25 protein-coding genes and 1 riboswitch are annotated in these 25251 nt (G+C 66.6%); of the genes, 16 read left to right on the top strand and 9 right to left on the bottom strand.

Annotated features, from left to right (window positions below; all coding sequences use genetic code 11):
- Nucleotides 1-78: 78 nt before the first annotated feature.
- The 4 genes from qcrB to ctaE all read right to left on the bottom strand — a co-directional run bounded on the left by qcrB (nt 79) and on the right by ctaE (nt 4438).
- On the bottom strand, nt 79-1698 hold the full coding sequence (gene qcrB, locus WFK36_RS06135) for a cytochrome bc1 complex cytochrome b subunit (protein ID WP_008376805.1): 1620 nt from the start codon (nt 1696-1698) through the stop codon (nt 79-81).
- Nucleotides 1695-2861, bottom strand: a complete 1167-nt coding sequence (qcrA, locus tag WFK36_RS06140) for a cytochrome bc1 complex Rieske iron-sulfur subunit (protein WP_336790622.1) — start codon at nt 2859-2861, stop codon at nt 1695-1697. Before qcrA ends, qcrB begins: the two co-directional genes overlap by 4 nt.
- Nucleotides 2858-3751 carry a cytochrome bc1 complex diheme cytochrome c subunit gene (gene qcrC / locus WFK36_RS06145; RefSeq protein WP_008376803.1) on the bottom strand — a complete coding sequence of 298 codons (894 nt, stop codon included), beginning with the start codon at nt 3749-3751 and terminating at the stop codon, nt 2858-2860. The genes qcrA and qcrC overlap by 4 nt, the downstream gene beginning before the upstream one ends.
- A gap of 75 nt (nt 3752-3826) precedes the next feature.
- Nucleotides 3827-4438 carry an aa3-type cytochrome oxidase subunit III gene (ctaE, locus tag WFK36_RS06150; RefSeq protein ID WP_040519451.1) on the bottom strand — a complete coding sequence of 204 codons (612 nt, stop codon included), beginning with the start codon at nt 4436-4438 and terminating at the stop codon, nt 3827-3829.
- Nucleotides 4439-4593: 155 nt separating this feature from the next.
- Here ctaE and WFK36_RS06155 point away from each other — a divergent pair, with 155 nt between their 5' ends.
- The 4 genes from WFK36_RS06155 to WFK36_RS06170 all read left to right on the top strand — a co-directional run bounded on the left by WFK36_RS06155 (nt 4594) and on the right by WFK36_RS06170 (nt 7522).
- Nucleotides 4594-5067 (top strand): ribonuclease E inhibitor RraB, encoded by a 474-nt coding sequence (locus WFK36_RS06155; protein WP_336790624.1) that lies wholly within the window; start codon nt 4594-4596, stop codon nt 5065-5067.
- A 15-nt stretch (nt 5068-5082) separates the two neighbouring features.
- The gene (gene trpD / locus WFK36_RS06160) at nt 5083-6147 is read left to right on the top strand and encodes an anthranilate phosphoribosyltransferase (RefSeq protein WP_336790976.1); all 1065 of its coding nucleotides are present in this window, start codon (nt 5083-5085) and stop codon (nt 6145-6147) included.
- A gap of 41 nt (nt 6148-6188) precedes the next feature.
- Nucleotides 6189-6944 carry a helix-turn-helix transcriptional regulator gene (locus tag WFK36_RS06165; RefSeq protein WP_336790626.1) on the top strand — a complete coding sequence of 252 codons (756 nt, stop codon included), beginning with the start codon at nt 6189-6191 and terminating at the stop codon, nt 6942-6944.
- A 62-nt stretch (nt 6945-7006) separates the two neighbouring features.
- A complete protein-coding gene (locus tag WFK36_RS06170; protein ID WP_336790628.1) occupies nt 7007-7522 on the top strand; it encodes a VOC family protein in 516 nt (171 codons plus the stop codon).
- Nucleotides 7523-7525: 3 nt separating this feature from the next.
- On the opposite strand, the gene WFK36_RS06175 is transcribed toward WFK36_RS06170, so the two are convergent.
- Together WFK36_RS06175 and WFK36_RS06180 are read right to left on the bottom strand one after the other, a co-directional pair.
- Complete coding sequence (locus WFK36_RS06175; RefSeq protein WP_008376797.1) at nt 7526-7804, bottom strand: Lrp/AsnC family transcriptional regulator; 279 nt, start codon at nt 7802-7804, stop codon at nt 7526-7528.
- Nucleotides 7801-9594: a DEDD exonuclease domain-containing protein gene (locus WFK36_RS06180; RefSeq protein ID WP_336790631.1), complete on the bottom strand. Its 1794-nt coding sequence runs from the start codon at nt 9592-9594 to the stop codon at nt 7801-7803. The genes WFK36_RS06175 and WFK36_RS06180 overlap by 4 nt, the downstream gene beginning before the upstream one ends.
- 542 nt (nt 9595-10136) lie before the next feature.
- A riboswitch (cyclic di-AMP (ydaO/yuaA leader) is annotated at nt 10137-10331 on the top strand.
- 19 nt (nt 10332-10350) lie between these two features.
- Between WFK36_RS06180 and WFK36_RS06185 the strand changes: the two genes are divergently transcribed.
- The 4 genes from WFK36_RS06185 to WFK36_RS06200 all read left to right on the top strand — a co-directional run bounded on the left by WFK36_RS06185 (nt 10351) and on the right by WFK36_RS06200 (nt 14599).
- A complete protein-coding gene (locus tag WFK36_RS06185; protein WP_008376794.1) occupies nt 10351-10926 on the top strand; it encodes an NlpC/P60 family protein in 576 nt (191 codons plus the stop codon).
- A 74-nt stretch (nt 10927-11000) separates the two neighbouring features.
- Nucleotides 11001-12068 carry a C40 family peptidase gene (locus tag WFK36_RS06190; protein ID WP_081604225.1) on the top strand — a complete coding sequence of 356 codons (1068 nt, stop codon included), beginning with the start codon at nt 11001-11003 and terminating at the stop codon, nt 12066-12068.
- Nucleotides 12069-13481, top strand: coding sequence for a peptidase MA family metallohydrolase (locus WFK36_RS06195; RefSeq protein ID WP_336790634.1), 1413 nt, complete (start codon nt 12069-12071; stop codon nt 13479-13481).
- Nucleotides 13481-14599 carry a glycosyltransferase family 4 protein gene (locus tag WFK36_RS06200; RefSeq protein WP_008376791.1) on the top strand — a complete coding sequence of 373 codons (1119 nt, stop codon included), beginning with the start codon at nt 13481-13483 and terminating at the stop codon, nt 14597-14599. The genes WFK36_RS06195 and WFK36_RS06200 overlap by 1 nt, the downstream gene beginning before the upstream one ends.
- 88 nt (nt 14600-14687) lie before the next feature.
- Here the strand turns inward: WFK36_RS06200 and WFK36_RS06205 are convergent, their stop codons facing one another.
- Nucleotides 14688-16493, bottom strand: coding sequence for an AMP-dependent synthetase/ligase (locus WFK36_RS06205; protein WP_336790636.1), 1806 nt, complete (start codon nt 16491-16493; stop codon nt 14688-14690).
- Between the two features lie 133 nt (nt 16494-16626).
- Between WFK36_RS06205 and WFK36_RS06210 the strand changes: the two genes are divergently transcribed.
- The 6 genes from WFK36_RS06210 to WFK36_RS06235 all read left to right on the top strand — a co-directional run bounded on the left by WFK36_RS06210 (nt 16627) and on the right by WFK36_RS06235 (nt 20911).
- Nucleotides 16627-17034 carry a hypothetical protein gene (locus tag WFK36_RS06210; protein WP_008376789.1) on the top strand — a complete coding sequence of 136 codons (408 nt, stop codon included), beginning with the start codon at nt 16627-16629 and terminating at the stop codon, nt 17032-17034.
- Nucleotides 17031-17468, top strand: coding sequence for an SRPBCC family protein (locus tag WFK36_RS06215; RefSeq protein WP_008376788.1), 438 nt, complete (start codon nt 17031-17033; stop codon nt 17466-17468). The genes WFK36_RS06210 and WFK36_RS06215 overlap by 4 nt, the downstream gene beginning before the upstream one ends.
- Before the next feature lie 20 nt (nt 17469-17488).
- Nucleotides 17489-18700: an ArsA family ATPase gene (locus WFK36_RS06220; RefSeq protein WP_336790979.1), complete on the top strand. Its 1212-nt coding sequence runs from the start codon at nt 17489-17491 to the stop codon at nt 18698-18700.
- A 98-nt stretch (nt 18701-18798) separates the two neighbouring features.
- Complete coding sequence (locus tag WFK36_RS06225; protein WP_336790639.1) at nt 18799-19149, top strand: hypothetical protein; 351 nt, start codon at nt 18799-18801, stop codon at nt 19147-19149.
- A gap of 3 nt (nt 19150-19152) precedes the next feature.
- Nucleotides 19153-20127: an ROK family protein gene (locus WFK36_RS06230; RefSeq protein WP_336790641.1), complete on the top strand. Its 975-nt coding sequence runs from the start codon at nt 19153-19155 to the stop codon at nt 20125-20127.
- A gap of 58 nt (nt 20128-20185) precedes the next feature.
- A complete protein-coding gene (locus tag WFK36_RS06235; RefSeq protein WP_336790643.1) occupies nt 20186-20911 on the top strand; it encodes a lysophospholipid acyltransferase family protein in 726 nt (241 codons plus the stop codon).
- Nucleotides 20912-20936: 25 nt separating this feature from the next.
- Here the strand turns inward: WFK36_RS06235 and WFK36_RS06240 are convergent, their stop codons facing one another.
- On the bottom strand, nt 20937-22223 hold the full coding sequence (locus tag WFK36_RS06240; RefSeq protein ID WP_336790645.1) for a glycosyltransferase 87 family protein: 1287 nt from the start codon (nt 22221-22223) through the stop codon (nt 20937-20939).
- 40 nt (nt 22224-22263) lie between these two features.
- Here WFK36_RS06240 and WFK36_RS06245 point away from each other — a divergent pair, with 40 nt between their 5' ends.
- Both WFK36_RS06245 and WFK36_RS06250 read left to right on the top strand, forming a co-directional pair.
- Nucleotides 22264-22764 carry a polyadenylate-specific 3'-exoribonuclease AS gene (locus WFK36_RS06245; protein WP_336790646.1) on the top strand — a complete coding sequence of 167 codons (501 nt, stop codon included), beginning with the start codon at nt 22264-22266 and terminating at the stop codon, nt 22762-22764.
- 10 nt (nt 22765-22774) lie between these two features.
- Nucleotides 22775-24169, top strand: a complete 1395-nt coding sequence (locus WFK36_RS06250) for a class II 3-deoxy-7-phosphoheptulonate synthase (protein WP_336790648.1) — start codon at nt 22775-22777, stop codon at nt 24167-24169.
- A 420-nt stretch (nt 24170-24589) separates the two neighbouring features.
- On the opposite strand, the gene WFK36_RS06255 is transcribed toward WFK36_RS06250, so the two are convergent.
- Complete coding sequence (locus tag WFK36_RS06255) at nt 24590-25102, bottom strand: DUF4352 domain-containing protein (protein WP_336790650.1); 513 nt, start codon at nt 25100-25102, stop codon at nt 24590-24592.
- Nucleotides 25103-25251: the final 149 nt, after the last annotated feature.

Raw genomic sequence — 25251 nt, forward strand, 5'->3', positions numbered from 1 at the left:
CGGTGGGGGAGGGGAGCGGGTACGACAGAGGCCGCCTCGCGGATGCGAGGCGGCCTCTGTCGGTGAAGCTGTGGAGCGTCAGGCGAGCGGGTTTCCGCCCTTTTCCTGAAGTTCCTGGAGTGCCTTCTTCTCGGCCTCGTGGTTCTCGTGAGCGATGCGACGGTTGGTCGCCTGTTCCTCGAGCGAGTCCGGGACGAGGACGGTACCGGTGCCGGGGGCGCCGGCGGAGCCGAGCTTGTTCATGCGCTTCGGCAGGGCAGCACCCTCGTAAGGCAGCGGGATCGGGTGGCCGTGATCGTCCACCGGGCCCAGCGGCTGATGCATTTCGATGTACTCGCCCTTGGGCTCGCGACGGATGATGCCCGTCTCGATGCCGTGGGAGAGGACGTCGCGGTCGCTGCGCTGCAGAGACAGTGCCCAACGGTAGGTGATGAAGTACACCAGCGGCGGCAGCACGATCAGGCCGATGCGACCCATCCACGTCGTCGCGTTCAGCGAGATGTGGAACTTCAGGGCGATGATGTCGTTCATGCACATCAGCGTGAGGATGATGTAGAACGTCAAGGCCATCGCGCCCGCAGCGGTGCGGACCGGGGTGTCACGGGGACGCTGCAGCAGGTTGTGGTGTGCAGTGTCGCCGGTGAGGGCCTTCTCGATCCACGGGTAACCGAAGAGCAGCCCGAACAGCACGCCGATCACCAGGACCACCCAGAAGATGGCGGGGACGGTGTAGTTGCCCAGGTAGAGCTCCCAGGCCGGCATCAGTCGAGCGAAACCGTCCGTCCACATCATGTAGATGTCAGGCTGCGAGCCCGCGGACACCTGCGCCGGGTTGTACGGACCGATGTTCCAGACCGGGTTGATCTGGAAGATGCCCGCCATGACGGCGAGGACGCCGAACACGATCGCGAAGAACGCGCCGCCCTTGGCAGCGAAGACCGGGAGGATGCGAACGCCGACGACGTTCTTCTCGGTACGGCCGGGGCCGGGGAACTGCGTGTGCTTCTGGTACCAGACGAGTGCGAGGTGAGCGCCGATTAGGGCCAGGATGATGGCCGGGAACAGAAGCACGTGCAGCACGTACAGGCGCGGGATGATGATGTCGCCGGGGAAGTCGCCGCCGAACAGGGCCCAGTGGACCCAGGTGCCGATCAGCGGAATGCCCAGGACGATGCCCGACATCGCGGCGCGGACACCCGTGCCCGACAGCAGGTCGTCGGGGAGCGAGTAGCCGAAGAAGCCCTCGAACATCGCCAGCAGCAGCAGGAAGCAGCCGATGACCCAGTTGGCCTCACGCGGGCGACGGAACGCGCCGGTGAAGAAGATGCGCATCATGTGCAGGATGATCGACGCAGCGAACAGCAGGGCTGCCCAGTGGTGGATCTGACGGACGAACAGACCGCCGCGGACCTCGAACGAGAGGTCGAGCGTGGTCTCGTACGCGCGGCTCATGGTGACGCCGTTGAGCGGCTGGTACGCGCCTTCGTACACGACGTGCGCCATCGACGGGTCGAAGAAGAACGTCAGGTACACGCCCGACAGCAGCAAGATGATGAAGCTGTAGAGCGAGACCTCACCCAGCATGAACGACCAGTGCGTGGGGAAGACCTTGTTGATCTGGCGGCGCATGCCTGCGGCCAGGTGGTACCTCGAGTCGACCTCTTCTGCCTGCGTGGCGAGGCGATCGGCGATCGTCATGACTTACGCTCCCAGAATGCCGGTCCGACAGGCTCGATGAAGTCGCCGCCGTTGATGGCGGTGTTGGCGACCAAGTAGCCCTGGTTGTTGACAGTGATAGGCAGCTGAGCGAGAGCACGGGCGGCGGGACCGAAGACCGGCTTTCCGTACTCGAGCGCGTCGAACTGCGACTGGTGGCACGGGCACAGGATGCGCTGCGTCTGCTGCTCGTACAGCGAGGTGGGGCAACCGAGATGGCTGCAGACCTTCGTGTACGCGTAGTAGTCGCCGAAGTTGAAGCTCTCCTGGCCACGACGCTTGACGACCCGCTTGTTGTCCTCGGGACGCAGGCGGATGAGCATCACGGGGTTGCGGACGGCGCGAAGGCCGTCGAGCAGCTTGTGACGCGAGTGCTCGGTGTCGCCGTAGCCGTCCGAGACGCGCCACGGGAAGACAGTCTCCATGGCGCCTGCATCGAGGTCCTCGGGGCGCACCAGGACGACCTGGTACGGGTTGCCGGTGTCACGACGCAGGAAGACGGTCTCGCCCGGCTTCTCGCTGTGGTTCGTCGACCAGCCCGAGTGCCAGAGGTCAGCGTCTTCGCGCTTGGCCCAGGGGTTCTTGATGAAACCGCCGAGAGCTGCGACGCCCGCCGACACACCGATCGCTCCGACGCCGAACACGGCGGAGCCGATGATCATCTTGCGGCGGGGGAGTGTGCTCGTCTGCAGGGTGTCGCTGAGTTCGGCGACGATCGTCTGCTTGTCGACCTCGGTCGAGCCGCCGTCGTGGCGGTCCTGCACCGAGATCTCCTGCGGGATGAAGCGCTTCGAGATCTGGATGACGCCGAAACCGAACGCCAGGATCGCGCCGCCGAAGGTGACACCGAGCAGCGGGGTGTAGAACGTGTAGGCCCAGTAGCCCTCTTCTTCCGGCATGGTGAATTCCCACCGGTTCCAGATGAAGAGAACCATTCCCGCGAGGGCCAGAAGCCCGGCGAGGGTGAACCAGATGGCGACGGTGGCCTCGGCGCGCTTCTCAGCACGGGTGCCCGGTTCGGGGAAACGCTCGGTGCGGTGGATGATCTCCACACCGTCGAGGTTCGTGCCCAGACGAACCTTCTCCTCCTGGGACATCGCCGCGAGTTCCTCAGCGGTCGGGAGGTCCTTATTCGACTCGCTCAATTTCGTGATCCAATCCACATGGCGCCTGCGACGATGGCAGCTGCGCCGACGACCCACATGGTCAGACCCTCAGATGCCGGGCCGAATCCGCCCAGGCCGAGTCCGCCGCTCGGGTTGGCCGTGTCCGCATAGCGGATGTAGCCGATGATGTCTTCCTTGTCCTCCATCGACAGCTGTCGGTTGGAGAACTTCGGCATGTTCTGCGGACCGGTGAGCATCGCCGTGTACAGCTGCTGCGGGTTCACATCGGTCAGCGGGGGAGCGAACTTGCCGCCGGACAGAGCGCCGCCACGACCGGTGAAGTTGTGGCAGGAGGCGCAGTTGAGGCGGAACAGCTCGGAGCCGCGACCGAGGTCGGTTCCGCGGAGCGAGTCCATGCGCAGAATCGGGAAGCCCTGTTCGTCACGCTTGATCTCGTTGTTCTCGTCCATCTCGTATGCAGCGCGCGGGCCGCCGCCCATCGCCTGAATGTAGGCGCCGAGCTGGTCGATCTGAGCTTCGGTGAACTTGGCGGGCTTGCGCTGAGCCTGAGCCTCACCGCGGGCGGCGGGCATACGTCCGGTTGAGACCTGGAAGTACACAGCGGCGTCGCCGACACCCATGAGCGACGGACCGCGATCCGGGACGCCCTCGAGGTTGGTGCCGTGGCAAGTGATGCAGGACGTCGAGTAGAGCTGCTTGCCTGCAGTGATCATGGCGACGTCTTTGTCTTCGGCGGTCGCGATCTGCGGCTTCGGGCTGAGGAGCCCGGCGATCAGGCCGGTGGCGACGAGGCCGAGGAACAGGAAGAGGGTACCGGCGGCGCGTCGACGCAGCTTGCGGCGCGCCTTGGCGCGCGCTCCTGACGTTTCGTCGCTCGAATCCGGCGAACTCGGTGGAGATGATCTCATCGGTGACTCTCTACTAAGCGGTTGGACTGGTTTCTGGTGAACCGGGGCTGATCGGTTCTTCAAGGATCGCCGGGACTACCGGATGAAGTAGATGACCACGAAGAGGGCGATCCACACGACGTCGACGAAGTGCCAGTAGTACGACACCACGATCGCGGCGGTCGCCTGCGCCGGCGTGAACTTCGACATGCGGGTGCGGATCAGCAGGTACACGAAGGCGATGAGGCCGCCGATGACGTGCATGCCGTGGAATCCGGTAGCCATGTAGAAGACCGAGCCGTACGCGTTCGACGAGAGCGTCAGACCCTCACCGACGAGCGTGTAGTACTCGTACGCCTGACCTGCCACGAAGAACGCGCCCATCGCAAGAGTGAGCGTGTACCAGCGGCGAAGGCCGTACACGTCACCCTTCTCGGCCGCGAACACGCCGTACTGGCAGGTGACCGAGCTGAGGATCAGCACGAGGGTCACCGGCACGGCGAGTGCCAGATTCAGGTGAGCCGGCGGCTGAGGCCAGCCGTCGGCAGCATTGGCCCGCGCGACGAAATACATCGCGAACAGGCCGGCGAAGAACATCAACTCGCTCGACAACCACACGATGGTGCCGACGCTGACCATGTTCGGACGGTTCAGCGAGTGCACGCGTGAGGTGATGGCGGTTCCGGAGTTACCCACAGCGCTAGTCACAACATGAAGTATGACGGTTCGTAGTAAGCGATTTCCACCTGGGTAGGGAAATTGGGTCCGGACTTCTCTGCACCGCAGGTAGAACGGTCGTCGCGCGTCCGCTCGGCGTGTCTCCCGAGGTGCGCGGACCTGGGCGGATCTGGTTATGTCGACACATGACGAGTGACACCCCGGGAACGTCTGGACTTCGCCACAAGCTCGGCAGGCTCTTCGGCTCGACGGCCCGCGCCGTCCGGGTTCCGAATGTGGACGATGACGATCTGCACGTGATCGTCCGGTCGGACGACGATGCGACGGCGTCGTCGACAGTGTTGGAGGCGGCGGGCTTCGACTCCGATCGGAAGGTCGTGCTGCGGCATCTGCTCGAACTGCCCGAGACCGCACTCGACGACGCCGCGGCCTCAGCCGCGTTGGAGGGGTACTCCGAAGGGGAAGTGCTGCCGGACGACCCGGCGCCGTCGGACGGCGGTCTCCTCCTTGCGCTCGTGAGAGTCCAGTCGGTCGACGCTCGGACCGTGTCGCAGGAACGGTCCCGGATTGCGAGTCTCGCCTCGCGCAGCGGAGGTCGTGGTCTCGGGTGGGCGTTGCTGGACGTCCCGGTCGCGTCGTCGACCGGCACGCGTCGATAGGGTAGAGCGGTGAGCATGCCCGATAACAGCGTTCCGCAGTACACCTGGCCGCAGATCCTCGGAAAGGCGACCGACGGCGTCGACCTGACGTCGGCTGAGGCGTCGTGGGCCATGCGCGAGATCATGTCCGATTCGGCGACCGGTGCTCAGATCGCGGCCTTCGGAGTCGGCTTGAAGATGAAGGGAGTCGCGTCCGACGAGTTGCGCGGACTCTCCGACACGATGCTGGCCCTGGCCAACCGCATCGACTTCGACGGCGACGCCGTCGACATCGTCGGCACTGGAGGCGACAGGTCGCACACGGTGAACATCTCGACGATGACGTCAGTCGTCGTGGCGGCGGCAGGTGTCCGTGTGGTCAAGCACGGAAACCGTGCGGCGTCGTCGAAGAGTGGTGGAGCCGACGTTCTCGAAGCGCTGGGTGTCGCGATCACTCTCGGCCCCGACGCGGTGAGCACCTGCCTGGAGAAGGTCGGCATCGGCTTCTGCTTCGCACCTGTCTTTCACCCGGCGTTCCGGTTCACCGGTCCGCCGCGCAAAGAGATCGGTATTCCCACCGTGTTCAACGTGCTCGGCCCGTTGACGAACCCGGCAGGCCCGCAGGCAGGCCTCATCGGCTGCGCCTTCGGCGATCTGGCCCCGGTGCTCGCGGAAGCGTTCGCGGGGAGGGGGAACCGCACCCTCGTGGTGCGTGGCGATGACGGCCTCGACGAACTGACGACGACCACCACGTCGACCGTGTGGCAGGTACTCGACGGCGAAGTGCGGAGGCTGTCTCTCGATCCCCGTGACCTGGACATCGAGCTCGTGGAGTTGTCCGCGCTGCAGGGTGGCGACGCGGTCGTCAACGCCGGGATCGCGCGTGACCTGTTCGCGGGTGTGCGCGGTCCGGTACGCGATGCGGTGACTTTGAACGCGGCGGCCGCGATCGTCGCCTACGAGCAGTCATCGGCGTTCGACGATTCGACGCTGGTGACTGCACTGCGGTCGGCGAAGGCCAGGGTCGACGACGTTCTCGACTCGGGGGCGGCAGCGGAACTCCTCGACCGGTGGGCCTCGATCAGCACCGCACTGGCTTGACGCCGTCCGATGCATCGTCGCGCGAACCCTCGTCACGCGGCGTGCTGCGACCGGACCGTCTCCCGCGGTTCGACCGGATTCCCGCAACCGGAGCCGCTGCGCAATGGGTGCGGTGGTTCTGGATCTCCCAATGGGACCTTCCCGACGGCGCCGAGTCGGCGCAGGACGTCATCGGCTTCCCTGCGCTGAACGTCGTCGTGGAGCCGTCGACGGTGTCGGTGTCCGGGGCCACGACGAAGTTGTCCACCCAAGTGTTGACGGGTTCGGGATGGGCGGTGGGAGCCCTCATGCGGCCCGCGGCCGTCGACTGGCTTGCGGTCGAGCCCGCAGCCCTCGTCGACCAGGTCGTGACCACATCCCTGGACGCCGTCGCACGACCGGTGCGGACGGCCATGCAGCAGTCGGGTGATGCGGCCGCTGCGGCCGCGGCGTTCAGCGATGCGGTGTGCTGCGATGCGTCGGCGCCGACGGCGGATGCGCTGCTGGCCGACCGGATCGTGACGCTGATCGAATCGGACTCCGCCGTGGTGGCCGTCGACCACGTCGGCGCCGCAGTCGGAGTGAGTGCCAGGACCGTGCAACGGTTGACCCTCCGGTACACGGGCCTGACGCCTCTGACGTTGATCCGGCGTCGACGCCTCCACGAGGCGGCCGAGAGAGTCCGGAACGATCAGTCGGCGCTCGCCGACATCGCCGCCGACACAGGGTTCTCCGACCATGCTCATCTCACGAGGGAGTTCTCACGAGTCCTCGGATTCACTCCGAGTGCGTATCGGGCCACCGCGTCGACGGACTGACGGCCCGAACCTGTCGCGAATCGACAAGCCGCGCGGCACCCGCGGCTCGTAGCGTCGACAGCATGACGCAGAACCTCACGTCCCAGTCCACCGCAGCCGTGACCGGCGAGCACACCGTCGACGGTCGACCGAACGGGTACACCTCGTTGACCCCGTTCGTCGCCGTGACCGGTGCGGCATCGGCCATCACCTTCTATCAACGGGTGTTCGGTGCAACACTCGTCTCGTCGAACGAGTACGGGGGTGTGGTGGTGCACGCAGACCTCGACTTCGGCGCCGGTCGACTCCAACTCGGTGAGGTCAACCCGGAGTATCACCTGGTAGCGGGTCCGTCAGGCGACGGCGCGTGTTTCACGCTCGCCGTCTACGTGACCGACGTCGACCAGACCGTCGAGCGTGCGGTCGCCGAAGGATCAGTGATCCGCGAGCCCGCGAGCCAGTTCGCGTCGGGAGACCGATACGCCAGCATTCGCGACCCGTACGGGATCAGGTGGTCGGTGATGACCCGCACGGTCGACCTCAGCGACGAAGAGAGCGCTCAGCGGGTCGCCGACTGGGCGGCCACACTCACCGAGTGAGGCTCAGGCCTCTCCGATGGAGAAGCCGCCGTCGACCTCCGCGCTCGCGTAGCTGCGGAACGCGATGTGCGTTGCACTCGACACCACACCGGGCAGACGGTTGATCTTCGCCGTCACCACATCCGCGATCTCGTCGTGGCTTCGGACGCGCACCTTCGCGATCAGATCGACGTCGCCTGCGCACGAATACACCTCTGTGACGCCGGGAATGTTCGCGACCGCCTGAGCGGTCTCCGGAATCTGATGGATGTCGGCCCCGATGAGAACGATGGCGGTGATCATGGCTTCACCTTAGTACCGCGAACGTCGGCCGGACTGCCGACGTCCGCACCCTCTCGGGCCAGCCGAGCGGACCTGGCGAAATGAGACCACTGTTGGGCCGAACCGATCGGCGACGACAACGGATCGGTCGACGACACCAGCCGAGTGCCGGTCTCGTTCATCCACCGTTCGATGAGGGCGACCTCCTCGGCGGGAGCGCCAGACAGGGGACCGTCGTCCGCCGGCGGGAGCACGGTGGACGCACTTGCTCGCATGGTCTCGACGATCGGCATCGGCGACACCCCACGGGCCGCGTGCGCGGCGCCGGCGAGCCTGCCGTAGCGGATCACGCTGAAGTTCCACCCTCCTGCGTCGTCAGGTCGGGCGACGACCAGTTCCGCGATCCCCGCCACGGCTGCGAGGCGTTGGCAGCGAGACAACGCTTCGATCGTCGCCGCGAGTCTGTCTCGGGCCCGGGCGGCCGATTCGAATCGTCGGAGTTCGGACAGTCGCGTGAGTCTGCGCTGCAGATCGGCGAGCAACTCGGCCGACTCGCCCGCCATCAGGGCGCGCGCGGCCTCGGCTCGACACAGGTAGTCCGGGAGTGTCTGCGGACGATCACTCGCGGCATGGCACAGATCCGGTCGATGAGCGACGAGCGGGTCCGGTCGCGTGTCCGCAGGCCCGTCGCCGGGGCAGAAGTGATGGTCTGCGCGTTTGAGGTTCTGGGTGCACGTGCGCAACCCGGCTGCGGCACTGATCACGTCGGCGACGTCGGCGGCGCTCGCTCGACCCGCAATCGGTCCGATCGAGTCGGCAGACGGCGTCCGTCCGACGGTCAGGCGAGGGAAACGCTCCTTGGTGAGCGTGATCCACCAGCCGCGATGCGGGTTCCGTGATCGGCGGTTGTACGCGGGCTTGTGCGCCGCGAGCAGCGTCAGTTCCCGGACCCCCGCCTCGAGGCCGTGTGCGCACACCACGTGGTCGACGCGTGTCGCCAGGGCCACCATCTCCGTCATCCGAGCCCGCGAGTCCGATCCGGAGAAGTACTGGCCGACCCGGCGGCGGAGATCGACGGCGGTCCCGACGTACAGCACCTCGTCGCCGGGGCCGCGGAAGAGGTACACGCCCGGTGCGTGGGGAAGCCCCGCGGCGAGCCCCCGCTTGGCGCGCATCGCGGGCGTCGCCTTCGGGAGATAGTCGACGAGGTCTTGATACGTATGCACCCCTCGGTTGCCGACTCGCTCGAGGAGCCGGTGGAACACGTCGACGGTGGCGCGGGCATCGTCGAGGGCGCGGTGGGTGGGACGCACCGACACGTTGAAGATGTCGGCGAGAGCCGACAGCTTCACACTCGGCGCCTCGTCGCGAGTGAGGATCCGGCGTGCCATCGCGACGGTGCACAACGAGGTCGTGAAGGGCCACGGCAGGTTCATGCGTGCGGCAGCCTTCCTCAGGAACGCGGTGTCGAACCGGGCGTTGTGTGCGACGAGGATCGATCCTCGGGCGAACTCGGCGAACGCGGGCAGCACTTCTTCTATCGGTGGAGCGTCGTACGTCATCGCGGTGGTGATGCCGGTGAGCGCGACGATCTGCGGCGGGATCTCTCGGCCGGGGTCGACGAGCGTCGCGAACTCGCCGAGCACCTCTCCGCCCCGGATCTTGACCGCACCGATCTCGGTGATCGCATCCGTGTCCGAACTGCCGCCCGTGGTCTCGAGGTCGACCACGACAAGAGTCGTGTCGAACAGGGATCGGTCGGCGAACTCGTCATGGTCGATATCCGCGAACGACAGCTGGCCGGTGGTCATGGGCGGGACGCTACGTCGCACCCCCGACAATCCCGGTCGTGGTCGGCGCAGCCTCGAATTGTCGTAGGCCGCTCGTAGTCTCCACACCACATCGACAGTTGCGTGGCAAGAGAAGTCGCGTCGGACACCGCCGACGACGACTGTGAACACGCCCCTGTCCCAGAATGAGAGGCGGATCACAGTGTTGATCGACTGCACCACATGTCCGGCGCGTAGCCGAGAGTGTGACGACTGCATGATGCAGGTGTTGTTCAGCCCTGTTACCAGCGGGTATGTAACAGATCGGGAGTCAGGCGAAATGTTTGCTGCGGTTGATGTGTTCGTCGCCACAGACATGATTTCGACGCAAACCGCACATGCGGCTTTCGACGATGTTCGTGCAGGTCAGGGCACGATCGGCGGGCCCGGCTCGGGATGGCTCCGAGCTGTCTGACAACGCTCCGAGTCGGATCTGTGCCGGAGCTGGTGGACATCGGTGTCGGGGTTTCGTAATCTTTTCGAGACTTTCCAATCAGGGTGATCCCCCACCAGTGACATCCGCTGGAAAGTCACCGCTTAATCGCTCCCGCCCTCCGGGAGCGAACCGGGGAACCACTTCCTTCTAGGCGGTGCGTGCAGACGCACCGCAGAGAATTGGGGTGAATCGCGGTCCGAACCCACCAGGTTCGAGAACGCGTAGGGCCATCTCTTCCGGCCCGAACCCGACAGCTAACCCGGTCAGCGGTCAGGGAGAAACAACAAGGAGTACGTAGTTCAGTGGCTAAACACCGTTTGGACAAGCCCCAGACTGGCGCCTTCAAGGCCGCCACGACTGCTGTAGTCGCAGGCTCGATCGCCCTCGGCGGATCGCTTGCGCTGGCAGCCGCACCGGCAGATGCCGCACCGCTCAAGATCCCGAACGTCGGCACGTTCGACGTTCCGGACAACCTGCTTCCCGGCAACCTGAAGGCTCCGAAGCTCGACGGCAACTTCGGCACCCCGCAGGAAGTCCGCGCCAAGAAGGCGGTCAAGGCTGCTGCGTCGAAGATCGGCTCGCCCTACGTCTACGGTGCTGCCGGCCCCAACGCTTTCGACTGCTCGGGACTCACCTCGTGGGCCTTCAAGCAGGCAGGCAAGATCATCCCGCGTGACAGCTACGGCCAGATGGGCGGCGGCACCCCCGTCGCATCGCTGGCTCAGGCGAAGCCCGGCGACATCCTCATCTTCAACGGTGGCGGACACGCAGGCATCTACGAGGGCAACGGCGTCTTCATCCACTCGTCCACCGAAGGCGTGCCGGTTCAGCGCGCCAAGGTCAAGGCCTGGAACCTCGCAGCGATCCGTCGCTACTGAGCGTGACAACGCCGACGAACTGAAGTTCCGAGCGGGTCAGGTGCACATGTGTGCACCGGGCCCGCTCGAACGGTATGAAGGATCATGTGGTGTATCAGATAAACCGTGACCGGCGACGTCGGACGACACGTGCCGCCGTGCTCGGGAGTGTCGTCGTCGCCACCGCCGCTCTGCTGCCCGCACCGCCGGTGGCGATTGCGGATCCCGTGCGCAGCGCCGACCAGATCCTGACCAGGTACCGCGAACTGTCGAAAGACGCCGAGCGGACCGCCGAGTCGATGAACTCGGCCCAGGTCGAGTACAACAAGCAGCGCAAGACCGTCGCCAGAGAACGCCGCGTATCGGCCGCGGCGACGAAGAAGCTCGACTCCATGCAGAAGGAGATGGACGCCGCACAGGTCAAGGTCGACGCGCTCGCGCGCGCGAGCTACCGCGGTGCGCGCGTCAATCGGCTCTACGCCATGCTCGTGAGCGATTCGCCGCAGAGCCTCCTCGACAACATGTCGGGCCTGGAGATCATGTCCCGGCAGGCGGCGACCGATCTCCGCGTGGCCACAGACGTCGCCAAGCGGACACGTCAGGCGCGGTCGGACGCCGACGCAGCGGCCGCCACGGCGCGCGCCGCCGTCGCGGAGGCCGAACGTCATCGCGGCGACCTCCAGGCCAAGCAGGCCGACCTTCAGCTCGAAGCGGTGCAGATCCGCGCGATCTACAAGTCGCTGACAGGGAAGCAACTCGCCGCACTCCGCGGACCGCGGTACGAATTCGACGCGCGGGCCGTCCCCAAGGGCACGTCCCCCGAACTCATCGCCGTCCAGGCCGCGATCTCCCGGATCGGCGATCCGTACGTGTGGGGCGCAGTGGGCCCGCACCAGTTCGACTGCTCCGGACTGATGCTCTGGGCGTACAAGCAGGCTAAGCGGACGATCCCGCGTACCAGCGAAGCGCAGCTCGCAGGCGGCACCCCGGTCGCGCGCAAGGACCTCAAGCCCGGCGACCTGATCATCTACTACTCGAGTGCCTCTCACGTGGGCATGTACGTCGGCGACGGATTCGTCGTGCACGCGTCCACGTTCGGAGTTCCCGTGGCCGTCGTCCCGATCGACAAGGCCGGACCGTACAACGCTGCGCGACGGTACTGAGTGAGCTCGCACCGCGGGCGGGCCACGCTCGCTGCACTGGTGGCCGCGGCCGTCTCCTTCGGCGCGCTGACGGCGTGCTCGAACGGACCCGACGACTCGGTGACGCCGTCCGGGTCGGTGTCGACGACGCCGCTCAATCCGTTTGAACAGCAACGGTCCGACGGTGTGACGGCGCTGCTCGATCAGTTGTCGTCCGTGCTCCGAACAGGAGACATCGCCGGGCTCGACGCCCTCATCGACAAGTCGGCGCCCGCGGCGTTCCGTGACCGCATGCGCACGATCGCTGCATCGTTCGCGGCCAAAGAGGACCGCGGGTCGCGCGGAGGCCCCCTCGCCGCTTCGACGTTCGGGTATCGGCTCGCCCCGAGCACCGGTGCCGAACGGCTTCTCGGCGAGCAGTGGGTGTCCCGTCTGGAGCAGCAGGGGAGCACCGACACCTGGGTGAACCCGGTCGAGCTGTCGTACGCCCTTGGCGGTGCGCGCACTCCGGGTCTTGACGAACCCGTCGTCACGCTCACCGAGACGATGTCGTTCGCCCGCTACGACGACGACTGGAAGGTAGTCGGAGACGGCAGCCTCGCGCCCGATCCCACTCCGACGACGATCAAATCGGCGGGTCCCGCTGAAGTCGGTCCGTGGGAGTTCGGCGGGGTGGCGGCCGTCGACGTGAAGACCGCCGGGGGAACCTCGACGGTCCTGTCGTATCCGAGAACAGAGGCGACCACCGCCGCGGCCACCAAGATCCTGCCGGCCGCGGTCACCGCGGTCGACGAGTTCTGGGGTCAGGACTGGCCGCGCCGCGCCGCAGTCGTAGCGACCGGCAGTCCGGCCGAGTTCGCGGGCCTCACCCGTACCGAGTCGGCAGACACGAAGACCGCGGCGGCGGCGACAGTGTTCTCCCGCATAGACAAACCGGAGAAGAAGGTGATCGGCCAGCGGATAGTCCTCGCACCCAGCGCCGCGTCTCTGACCGGACCCGCCCTCACGGTGGTGTTGCGTCACGAGTTGATGCATGTCGCAACGCGCCTGATCACCGCTGAGAACGCGCCGCTGTGGCTCACCGAAGGCGTCCCGGAGTACGTCGGACGCCGCGGGACCTACCGCGAGTTCGTCGACGCCGCACCGGACCTCGCCGCAGCCGTCGCCGGGGGAGACGTCCCGAAGACTCTGCCCGCCGACTCCGCATTCGCAGTAGACACCGACGCCGCCCGTGTCGCCTATCAGAGCGCCTGGTCGTTCGCGGCGTTCGTCGCCGACGAGTACGGCGAGGAGAAGCTGAAGGCCCTGTACACGGGTGTCGCCAAGGGTGGAGATTCGCCGACCCAGGACGCTGCGATCACCTCAGCCCTCGGCAAAGACAAGGCCGCGCTGGTCAAGCAGTGGCAAGGTTGGCTGCGCGAGCAGGTTCGCTGATGGAACGGACACTGCTGGTCACCAACGACTTTCCGCCACGACCCGGCGGGATCCAGTCGTATCTGGAGAACCTCTTGCGGTTCTTGCCGCCGGAGGACGTGATCGTCTACGCGCCGAAGTGGAAGGGCTGCGAAGCGTACGACGCCGCCGCCCCGTATCGGATCGTCCGGCACCGCACCACGCTGATGATCCCGACGCCCTTCGTCGCGCGGAAGGCCGCCCGACTCGTCCGCGACAACAACGTGCACACGGTGTGGTTCGGCGCCGCCGCACCGTTGGCTGTCCTCGGCCCGCACATGCGCCGCGCAGGCGCCAAGCGTGTCGTCGCGAGCACACACGGTCATGAAGTGGGCTGGTCGATGCTGCCGGGATCCCGGCAGATCCTGCGGTACATCGGCGACAACACCGATGTGGTCACTTACGTCAGTCGGTACACGCGAGGCAGATTCGCCTCGGCGTTCGGGCGCAATGCCGCACTCGAATACGTGTCATGCGGCGTCGACGTCGACCGTTTCGCGCCTGACGCCGGGTCCCGACGTGAACTGCGGGAACGCTACGGTCTCGGGGACGCGCCTGTCGTCCTGTGCCTGTCGAGGCTAGTCCCGCGGAAAGGGCAGGACGTCCTCATCGAAGCGTGGCCGAGAGTGCTCGAATCGGTGCCCGACGCTCGACTCGTCATCGTCGGCGGCGGCCCCTACGGCGATCGTCTTCGAGACCTCGCGGTCTCGGTCGGCGTCACCGATTCGGTGATGTTCACCGGTTCAGTGCCGGCGGCCGAACTCCCCAAGCATCACGCGATGGCAGACGTGTTCGCTATGCCGACCCGCACCAGGGGGCGCGGGCTCGACGTGGAGGGACTCGGGATCGTGTTCCTCGAGGCGTCGGCCAGCGGCGTGCCGGTTGTCGCCGGCGATTCCGGTGGGGCGCCCGAGACGGTTCGCGAAGGAGAGACGGGGACCGTCGTCGACGGTCGCGATCGACATCGTGTCGCCGACGCGATCACCGACATCCTGACCGACCCCCAGCTCGCAGAGTCGATGGGGCGAGCGGGCCGGGCCTGGGCGGTCGACAACTGGCAGTGGCGGCAACAAGCCGCCCGCCTCATGCGTCTTCTCTGACACGGGCGAACGACGCTTCCTCGACGAGACTGACGAAGACGACGATGCCCCGCACACTGCGTGAGTGCGCGGGGCATCATTCGTCGAGCTACTTCTTGTAGAGCGCCTCGATGTCGGCCGCGAACTTCTCGGCGACCACGTTGCGCTTCACCTTGAGCGTCGGGGTGAGCTCACCTGTCTCCTCGGTGAAGTCCGACGGGAGGATTCGGAACTTCTTGATCGCCTCGGCGTGCGAGACCGTCTCGTTCGCCTGGTCGACGGCCTGCTGGACCTCGGCGCACAGCGCAGGATCGGTGGCGAGGTCGGCGACGGTCGCACCGGCGTCCTTGCCGTTGCGTGCCTTCCAGCCCTCGAAGGCCTCCGGGTCGATTGTGATCAGTGTCGACACGAACGGGCGCTGATCGCCGACGACCATGGCCTGCGACACGAGCGCGTGGGTGCGCATGATGTCTTCCATCGGGGCGGGGGAGACGTTCTTGCCGCCCGCTGTCACGATGATCTCCTTCTTGCGGCCGGTGATGCGGAGGTAACCGTCCGCGTCGAGGCTGCCGAGGTCCCCCGTGTGGAACCAGCCGTCGGTGATGGCGTTCGCGGTGGCCTCCTCGTTCTGCCAGTAGCCCGCGAAGACGACCTCGCCGGACAGCAGGATCTCGCCGTCCTCGGCGATGCGGACGCTGTTGCCGGGGATCGGGCGTCCAACCGTGCCGACCCGGACCTGACCGGGGGTGTTCACACAGATGGCGGCGGTGGTCTCGGTGAGTCCGTACCCTTCGTACACGGGGATGCCGACGCCGCTGAAGAAGTGGCCGAGGTAGGGGCCGAGTGGTGCGCCGCCGGAGATCGCGAGTTCGCACTGGCTGCCGAGAGCGGCACGCAACTTCGCGTAGACGAGTTTGTCGAACAGTGCGTGCTTGCCACGCAGGATCAGTCCCGGCTTGTCGCCCGACTGCACCGCCTTCGAGTACTCCACCGCGGTGTCGGCGGCGAGATCGAAGATCTTGCCCTTGCCTCCGTCGTGCGCCCCCTGGCGCGCCGAGTTGAAGACCTTCTCGAACACGCGCGGCACCGACAAGATCAGGGACGGGCGGAACTGGGCGAACGTCGGGAGCAGATCCTTGATGTTGTTGGTGTAGCCGACCTCGACTCCTGCCTCGATCGCGACGAGATTGATCGCGCGCGCCAACACGTGAGCCATCGGCAAGAACAGGAGGAGTCGCTTGCCGTCGCCGAGGAGCGTGTTCAGCGGGGTCTCCAGGACACCGCCGATCTCGCCGAGCATGTTGGCGTGCGTCAGCATGCATCCCTTGGGGCGTCCGGTGGTACCGGAGGTGTAGATCAGCGTCGCCGGATCGGCGGCCGTGAGGTGACGACGACGTTCGTCGAGTTCGGCGTCGGTCACGTCCTTGCCGAGTTCGGCGAACAGTTCCACGATGCCCTTGCCGGGCTCATCGTCGATCTGATAGACGGCGACGGCGTCGGTGATCGACTCGACCGCGTCGACGGTCGCGCGGTGCGACGGTGTCTCGGCGATGATCGCGACGGCAGCCGAGTCGCGCATGATCCAGTCGATCTGCGGGCCGGACGAGGAATCGTAGATCGGGACGGGGACGGCGCCCGCCGACCAGATCGCGAAGTCGATGAGCGTCCACTCGATGCGGGTGGACGACAGCAGGGCGACGCGATCGCCCGGCTTGATGCCGGAGGCTATGAAGCCCTTGGCGAGCGACCGGACGCGGTCGGCCGCGTCGGCCGCGGAGACCGGAAGCCAGTCGGTGCCCTGCTGGACGCGGAACACGGTCTTCGCGGGGGTGTCCGCTGCGATGTCGAAGAGGACGTCGGACGCGTTCCGCTCCTTCGGAGTGTTGAATTCAGCGGGGACGCGGCACTCTGCCATCAAGAAACACCTTCTCAGAACAGGACTATGTGACAAGACGCATTGGTCTGGTCGGTAATTCTATCCCCGCTGACGCGGCCTCGCGGTGCCAGGCGGCTTTTGTCGTGCGACGTGCGTATGTGATGCTGGTTCGGTGACGAGCATTCAGGTGGCTGACGAGGCATTCGTCGCTGCCGCCCCGTCCCTGGCCGGAGCCGTTGTCGGCGATCGAGCCAGGTGGCGGCGGTGGTGGCCGGATCTGACGTTGGAGGTCGCCGAGGACCGCGGCGACGAAGGTGTCCGCTGGCGTGTGTCCGGCCCGCTGACCGGGACCATGGAGATCTGGAACGAGAAGTGCATGGACGGCTTCGTCCTGCACTACTACCTCCATGCCGAACCCGTCGCGCCGCTGCCGACCGAGCCCGACGCCTGGCTCGCCGAGGTCGCCGAACTCAACCGTCTGCGACGTGTCGCGGGCAAGGTGATGGCTTTCGAGGTCAAGCAACTCCTCGAGGCAGGCCGAGAGATCGGTGGACCCGCCACCGCCGGGAGCGTCGCATGACCGACAGCACCGAGCAGTCCACGATCATCGCGGCCGACGTCGCAGCGGTGATGGCCGTGATCGCCGACTTCGAGAACTATCCCGAGTGGGTCGGGGCCGCGCGCGAGGTGACCGTCCTCGAGCGCGACGCGGCCGGACGCGGGGTGCACGTGCGCTTCGTCCTCGACGCGGGAGTCCTCGCCGACACTTACGAACTCCGTTACGAGTGGGCCGACGACGGGTCGTCGGTGTCGTGGCGGCTCGTCTCCAGTGATCTCCAGCGCGACCAGCGTGGCCAGTACCTGCTCGCGCAGCAGGTGGCCGGGTCGACGAAGGTCACGTACACGCTGACCGTCGACCTCAAGATCCCGATGATCAGTCAACTCAAGCGACGCGCGGAGAAGGCGATCACGACGTCGGCGCTGAGCGACCTCAAGAAGCGGGTCGAAGGCTGATCGATCTGACGCCCATCCACCTGGTGCTCGGACCCGGCGGATCAGGCGTGTCCGTGGTGGCCGCGGCGGCCGCACTGACCGTCGACGCGTCGACGCACGAGCATCGCGGAGTGCTGCCCATCGGAGCCGAACGCGACACCCTCCTGGTCACCGTCGACCGGCAGTCGTACCTGCCCGAGCGCCTCGGGGTGTTCCGCGTGCCAGGCGAGCCGGTGGCGATCACCGCCGACACCGATCTCCTGCATCTGGATCCGCTGGCCGTCGTCGAACAGGCCTGGACCGACTTCACGGCGGCCCTGACGGCCGTCAGCGCCGCCCGGGCGTTCCTTCCGATCGTCGGGACGCTGTCGTCGGTCGCTCCGGGCGAGATGGTGGCACTGCCCGGCATCGGGGAGTTCCTGTTGCTTCGGCAGATCCGGGACGCTGCGACCAGCGGTCGGTGGCGTCGGGTCGTCGTCGACCTGTCGGGTGTCGGTGATCCGCACGCCTTCCTGCGTGCACCCGTCATCCTGTCGACGGCCGTGGAACGTCTGTGGCCGCGTCACGCACGTCTCGCCGAGGCGGCAGAAAAGCCTGCGCTCGCTCAACTGTCGGCCGCGGTCGAAGGCATCGACCGTGACTGCCAGGATCTCGCCGAACTGCTCGTCGATCCGCATTCGGTGTCGGCGCATCTGGTCCTCGACGCAGGCGACCGTGGACGCCGCGCCGCTGCCGATCAACTCGCGATAGCCGATCTGACGGGACTCCCACTGCGATCTGTCCTGGTCAACGCAGGTGAGGCCGCGGTCTCCACGGTGTCGGTCGCCGAGCATGTCCGCTCGCTCGTCGACGGCGACCGGGCGGTGACAGTTCACGAGGTGGACTCCGGTGGAGTTCTCGACCGGCTCTCCCGCATCCGCAAGATCACGCTGCACGCGCAGAAGCCGAGCGGACGACCCCGTGGCAGCGGGGCGCTCACGGTCACCAAGGCGTCCGGCGAGGGTGTGGACACTGTGTTCGAACTCACGTGGAGGCAAGGTCTGCCGCGGCCGGACCAACTGCAGCTCGGCAGATCGGGTGACGACCTTCTGGTCACCATCGACGGCTTCCGACATCCCGTCCGACTGCCCTCTGTCCTGCGACGATGCCGAGTCATCGGGGCCGGCTGGGATGCCGGACTGCTCACCGTGACCTTTTCGCCCGACCCGGCGGTGTGGCCCGCGCGGGACGGCGGATCCGGGCCCGCTAGGTAACCGGACACGCTGGTCGCCCGCCTGGCCCGGTAGAATCCGCACACACGCCCTACGCCGAGCAACCAGGCGTCCGACACCTCCGAAGGAGTGCACGAGCAATGCCTGCAGACGAGCGCGACACCCGCGCCGGCACCGCCGCGAGCGGCGACCCGGTGCAGGACATGCTGCTCGGGCTGGTCTCGAACATCGATCAGTTGGCAGCCATCATCGGCGGGGGACATTCGGCGGCAGCCGCGGCAGTCGGCGTCGTTCCGGGACCCATTCCCGAACTCGCCGCCGAATTGGGGACGTTGCTCACCGAACTCGGCGACCTGCTCGCCCGAATCCTCTCCGCGTTCATCGCGATCCTCGAAGCAATCGCCGAAACGCTCCGCTCGGCACCCGCCGGACAATCGGCGCCGAGCAGCGGCTTCGAGTCGATCCCGGTCCGGATCTCGGCCGGAGCGTAAACCGTGACGCCGTACCCGGGAACGGACCTCACCGTCGGAATCGACATCGGCGGTACCAGCGTCCGGGCCTGCGTCGTCGACTCCTCAGGTCGAATGCTCGACACCCTGCGCACCGCGACCCCGTCGACAGCCTCCGCGTTGGAACACTGCTTGGATCGGCTCGTCGGTGAACTCCGCGACCGGTGGGCGGTCGGGGCCGTGGGCCTCGCCATCGCAGGCTTCTTGACCCCGGACCGCAAGACCGTCCGATTCGCTCCTCACCTGCCGTGGATCGAGGCGGACGTCGCAGCCGACATGGCCGAGCGGATCGGCATGCCCGTATTCGCCGAGCACGACGCCAACGCGGCCGCCGTCGCCGAACTCCACTTCGGCGCCGCGGCACGGGGGCACAACACTCTCGTCCTGGCGATCGGCACCGGGATCGGGGCGGGTCTGATTCTCGGCGGAGAGCTCTACCGGGGAAGTTTCGGTGTGGCCCCGGAGCTCGGACATCTCACCGTCGTCCCCGACGGTCGTCCGTGCGGATGCGGCAAGAAGGGCTGCTGGGAGCGCTACTGCAGCGGCACGGCGCTCGTCGACACGGCCGTCGAGATCCTCGCATCACAACGATTCCCGCGAAGTGTGCTGGCCGCGGAGTCGGATGCCGACCCCGGCTCACTCACCGGGCGACGCGTCGCGGCGGCGGCCGCGGACGGCGACCCTGTCGCCCTCGCCGCCTACGCCGACCTCGCACGATGGCTGGGACTGGGCCTGGGCATGATCGCCGATGTTTTCGACCCCGACCTGATCGTCCTGGCCGGCGGCGTGGGGGCGGCCTCGGGCCTGTTCCTCGACGACGCACGCGAGCAGTACACCGCGTCGGTGACGGGTGCGGGCCATCGTCAGCTCGCCCGGATCCGCGGAACTCAGCTGGGGGAGTCGGCGGGAGTGATCGGCGCCGCACAAGTGGCCCGCGAGGGACTCCGCACGAGCCAGTAGAGTAAGGCGACGCACCGACGAGCCGACCGGCCGTCGTGAGAAGGGACTGGACGCGAGCATGTGGTACTTCATCTTCAAGTACATCCTCATGGGCCCCGGACTGCGGCTCATGGGACGCCCGACGATCGAGGGGCATGACAACATCCCGAAGTCGGGCGCCGCCCTGATCGCGTCGAACCACCTCGCAGTCGTCGACAGCTTCTACCTTCCGCTGATGGTGCGTCGTCGCATCTTCTTCCTCGCGAAGTCGGAGTACTTCACCGAGGGCGGATTCAAGGGCAAGTTCAAGAAGTGGTTCTTCAGCTCGTCCGGTCAGATTCCGATCGATCGGTCGGGGGCGAGTGCGGCGGCAGGTGCTCTGAGCGCGGGCAAGCGTGTGCTCGACGCAGGCGGTCTGCTGTGCCTGTACCCGGAGGGGACACGCTCACCCGACGGTCGCCTCTACAAGGGCAAGACGGGACTCGCCCGCATGGCGCTGGAGACCGGAAAGCCCGTCATCCCCGTGGCGATGATCGGCACCGAGCGGATCAATCCGCCCGGGACGATTCTTCCCCGGCCCACCCGGATCACTGTTCGAGTCGGCGAACCCCTCGACTTCTCACGCTACGAGGGCATGGCCGGCAATCGCTTCATCGAGCGTGCCGTGACCGACGAGATCATGTACGCGCTCATGCGTCTGACCGGTCAGCAGTACGTCGACGTGTACGCCCAGAAGCTCAAGAACTCCGACGGCACGTACAAGAAGGCCGAAGAGCTGATGGACGGCGGCGAACCCGCCGCCTGATCGCCCTGGGCCGTCGGCCTTCAGATCAGCGCGTCGGTCGGTACGGAAGGCGCCAGAAGGCGACGAGCAGCGCGATGCCCCAGAGAGGGTACGCGTTTCCGACGATGTGCTGCCACCAGGACCAACCGTCCTGGATCGGCGGCAGCAGTTGGAACGGTCCCATCGCGAAGATCACCGTTCCCACTGCGGCCAACGAGCCGTACACCGCACGTACACGCGGTGAGTCGGCGCGGGACACGAAGACCAGAGCAGTCACGATCGCCGGCACACACCAGACCCAGTGATGGGCCCAGGTGGTCGGGGAGACGAGCAGTCCCCACACCGCGATCGCACACGTGACGACCATCGCGTTCACCCGGCCGCCGGTCGGGCCCGGGGCGAAAGCCTCCCGCGGACGTGCCGCGAGCACAGCGAAGACCGCAGGCACCGTCACCAACAGGCTGGAGAGCACCCAGAGCACCGACGCCGTCGACCCTCCATCGTCGAATAGGCGCAACCACAGCGCATTCAGGTTTTGATTGATGCGGCCTTCGGGTTCACCGATGCGCCCCGTGTGGAACACCGTGTCGGTCCAGTAGGTCTTCGAGTCGTCGGGAATCCACACCCACGCGATGAGAGCGGCACCGACGAACGCCACGACACCGGCCACGACCGCCCGGATCCGCCCGGCCATCAAGAACACGCCGAGGAACACGAGCGGCGTCAACTTCACTGCGGCGGCCAGACCTGTCAGGACACCCTGCAGCGCCGTCGACGGGCCGGGTCTGCGGCCCATGACGAAGACGTCGACCACGATCACCGCCATCAGGACCAGGTTGATCTGCCCGAATCCCAGGGTCATGCCGAACGGGTTGAACCACACGGTCGCCGCCGACAGCAGCAACGCGGTCTGCCACCGGTTGGCACGATCGCCCACCCCGAGGACGTCGAACGTCACCTTGGTCACATACACGAGCAGGAGCACGGTCACCACGGAGACGCCGATGCTCGTCACCGCCAGCGACATCGCGCCGAGCGGAGTGAAAAGCAGGGCCGCGAACGGCGGGTACGTGAACGGAAGCCAGATCCCGTCCTCGGTGAACGGCAACGAACCGTCGGCGTACAGGCTGAAACCCTGATGCCACAGTTGCCCGCCGAGACGGTAGACGTCCATGTCGAAGCGGGTCCGCGTGCCGAAACTCGAGGTGAACGGGACGCCGGCGATCTGCAACGTAGACGACACGATGAACACGAGCGCGGTCAGCGTCGACACCCCCGGGCCCGGTCGCCAACGGCGCAGCGTGGACTCGGCGGCGCGGATCGAGGAGGACATAGGGAGATTATGGCTGCTGCGACGGGATAACCTTCAACTCGTGCGCTACTTCTACGACACCGAGTTCATCGAAGACGGAACCACGATCGAACTCGTGTCGATCGGCGTGGTCGCCGAGGACGGTCGCGAGTTCTACGCCGTCTCCACCGAGTTCGACCCAGGCCGGGCCGGCAGTTGGGTGCGTGCGAACGTGCTCGACAAGCTGCCGTCGCCTGCCGACAAGGCGTGGAAGTCCCGGCGCGCCATCCGCGACGACCTCTACGACTTCCTCGTCGCCGGGGACGGCCGCGTCGAGCTGTGGGCGTGGGTGGCCGCCTACGACCATGTGGTGCTCTGTCAGTTGTGGGGTCCGATGACCGAGCTTCCCCGCGACCTGCCGCGTTTCACCCGGGAACTCCGCCAGCATTGGGAGGCCGCCGGTTCGCCGACGTTGCCTCCCGCGCCGAAGGACGCGCACGACGCGCTCGCCGACGCTCGCCACAACTTGAACAAGTGGCGCTCGATCGAGGCGGCGCGAGACGCGTCCGCACCCGCAGGATAGGCTGAACGACGTGGTGAACTGGACCGTAGACGTGCCCCTCGACGAGCTTCCCGAACTGCCTCCGCTGCCGGGTTCCCTCGCTGCGAAACTCGAGGACGTGCTGGCGCGCCCCGCGCTTCAGCAGCCGAGCTGGCCCGCCGACGAGGCGCGCAAGATGCGCACCGTGCTCGAGAGTGTGCCGCCGATCTGCATGCCGACCGAAGTGGAGAACCTCGCCGACCAACTCGCCGAGGTGGCTCACGGTCGGGCGTTCCTGCTGCAGGGCGGTGACTGCGCTGAGACGTTCGCCGCCAACACCGAACCGCACATCAAGGGCAACATCCGCACTCTGCTGCAGATGGCTGTCGTGCTGACCTACGGTGCCAGCCTTCCGGTGGTCAAGGTCGCCCGCATCGCGGGTCAGTACGCGAAGCCCCGGTCGTTGGACACCGATTCGCTCGGTCTCCTGTCGTACCGCGGTGACATGGTCAACTCGCTCGCCGCAGACGAGGCGGCACGTGCCCACGATCCGTCCCGGTTGGTCCGCGCCTACGCGAACGCGTCGGCCGCGATGAACCTGGTCCGGGCGTTGACCGGTGCCGAAGCACGTCTGGCTCGGGTCCACGACTGGAACCGCGAGTTCGTCCGCACCTCGCCCGCCGGCGCTCGCTACGAGGCGCTGGCCGCCGAGATCGACCGCGGCCTCAAGTTCATGGACGCCTGCGGGGTGACCGACTCGAGCCTGGAGTCGGCCTCGATCTTCGCTTCCCATGAGGCTCTCGTCCTCGACTATGAGCGCGGCATGCTGCGCTTGGCCGACGACCCGCACGGTGGCGATGAGCAGGTCCTCTACGACCTGTCGGCGCACTTCCTGTGGATCGGCGAGCGGACCCGCCAGATCGACGGTGCCCACGTCGCGCTCGCCAAGCTGATCAGCAACCCGATCGGCATGAAGATCGGGCCGACGACGACGCCCGAGCAGGCCGCCGACTACGTGAAGCTGCTCGACCCGGACAACCGTCCCGGACGTCTGACGCTGGTGTCCCGAATGGGCAACGGCAACGTGCGAGACGTTCTCCCGCCCATCGTGGAAGCCGTCGAGGCGACCGGTCACAAGGTGATCTGGCAGTGCGACCCGATGCACGGCAACACCCACACGGCGTCGACAGGCTTCAAGACGCGCCATTTCGACAGGGTCGTAGACGAAGTTCAGGGCTTCTTCGAAGTGCATCGTGCGCTCGGCACCCATCCGGGCGGCATCCACATCGAGCTCACCGGGGAGGACGTCACCGAGTGCCTGGGCGGTGCTCAGGACATCTCTGATCTTGACCTCGAAGGGCGCTACGAGACGGCGTGCGATCCCCGCCTGAACACCCAGCAGTCGCTGGAACTGGCGTTCCTCGTCGCCGAGATGCTTCGCGGCTGACCACCAGCGCATACGTTCCGACCAGCACCGGAAGCACGAGCAGGTCGGTCGTGTCCGGATAGACCAGAATCGGAGTGACCGGGTCGGTCGAGAACCTGACGATGGTGCGCAGCAGTCCGACCATGTACTCGTAGGCTCGGTCGACCGCCGGAATCGTCTTGACCGCAGCGAAGCCGAACCCGACCACCGCGACGTGGATCAGCACGTCGCGTCGGCCGCTGAGCCACCGGAGTCCGAACGCGTACCGGGCGACCTCGACGAGAGCCAAGGTGAGCAGTGGGAGCACGAAGACTCCCACCACATCGGACAGCTTTCCCGTGATCATGCCGCCGAACCGCGCCTTGAGCACATGGTCGTTGAGGACCAGCACGATCAGCGCGATGCCGACCCACGGGCTCAGCAGGAGGTCGCCCGGCTTGGTCACGACAGGGCGATCAGAGCCGAGCCGGACCCGAACAGGTCACAGCTGAACTTGAGCTGCAGCTTCTTCGAGGTCTCCGGCACTTCGTACGCGAGACTGCCGCGTCGCGAGGCGCCAGCGGCGACGTCACCGTCGAGCGTCTTGTCCGCAGCGTCGGTGATGGCGATGTCGTACGACTTGTTCTTCTCGTCGAGCAGTTCGAAGCACATCATCGACGACACGGTCTGTGACGAGTCGCTCTTGTTTGTCACCTCGGTGTCGACGACGACGTGGCGGTTGCCGGGCGACGGCGTCATGAACTGGTTGTCTGAGACATACGGGTCCTGCACGCCGTAGACCTTCACCTGCCAGTCGCCGAGCTTCACGGTCTCGCCGATCTTGAAGTCGGCTGCCTGCTGGGTCGCGTTCGCGCCGTCGACCTTCTCGGGCTTGTCCTCTTCACCGGAGGCGATGGTGGCGCCGAGCGCGACGACGGCGACAGCGGTGACTGCGATGGAACGGAAAGAGATCACTGGGATGTCCTTTGTGAGGAGCTCCGGGCGGGACGCCCGGTTGCTTGCGGACATCAACGTAGGCGAGGGATCTGACAAATATTGGCCAAGATGAGTCGTTCGTACAGAGTTCGTCCGAACGTACTAATCGTCCGTATTCACGGCCTGGG

The organism is Gordonia malaquae, assembly GCF_037148075.1.
Lineage (GTDB): Bacteria > Actinomycetota > Actinomycetes > Mycobacteriales > Mycobacteriaceae > Gordonia > Gordonia malaquae.

Coding starts and splice junctions, on each gene's coding strand:
- qcrB (WP_008376805.1), bottom strand. CDS start 1,698: ATGACGATCGCCGATCGCCTCGCCACGCAGGCAGAAGAGGTCGACTCG.
- qcrC (WP_008376803.1), bottom strand. CDS start 3,751: ATGAGATCATCTCCACCGAGTTCGCCGGATTCGAGCGACGAAACGTCA.
- WFK36_RS06155 (WP_336790624.1), top strand. CDS start 4,594: ATGACGAGTGACACCCCGGGAACGTCTGGACTTCGCCACAAGCTCGGC.
- trpD (WP_336790976.1), top strand. CDS start 5,083: ATGCCCGATAACAGCGTTCCGCAGTACACCTGGCCGCAGATCCTCGGA.
- WFK36_RS06170 (WP_336790628.1), top strand. CDS start 7,007: ATGACGCAGAACCTCACGTCCCAGTCCACCGCAGCCGTGACCGGCGAG.
- WFK36_RS06175 (WP_008376797.1), bottom strand. CDS start 7,804: ATGATCACCGCCATCGTTCTCATCGGGGCCGACATCCATCAGATTCCG.
- WFK36_RS06180 (WP_336790631.1), bottom strand. CDS start 9,594: ATGACCACCGGCCAGCTGTCGTTCGCGGATATCGACCATGACGAGTTC.
- WFK36_RS06190 (WP_081604225.1), top strand. CDS start 11,001: ATGAAGGATCATGTGGTGTATCAGATAAACCGTGACCGGCGACGTCGG.
- WFK36_RS06200 (WP_008376791.1), top strand. CDS start 13,481: ATGGAACGGACACTGCTGGTCACCAACGACTTTCCGCCACGACCCGGC.
- WFK36_RS06205 (WP_336790636.1), bottom strand. CDS start 16,493: ATGGCAGAGTGCCGCGTCCCCGCTGAATTCAACACTCCGAAGGAGCGG.
- WFK36_RS06215 (WP_008376788.1), top strand. CDS start 17,031: ATGACCGACAGCACCGAGCAGTCCACGATCATCGCGGCCGACGTCGCA.
- WFK36_RS06225 (WP_336790639.1), top strand. CDS start 18,799: ATGCCTGCAGACGAGCGCGACACCCGCGCCGGCACCGCCGCGAGCGGC.
- WFK36_RS06235 (WP_336790643.1), top strand. CDS start 20,186: ATGTGGTACTTCATCTTCAAGTACATCCTCATGGGCCCCGGACTGCGG.
- WFK36_RS06240 (WP_336790645.1), bottom strand. CDS start 22,223: ATGTCCTCCTCGATCCGCGCCGCCGAGTCCACGCTGCGCCGTTGGCGA.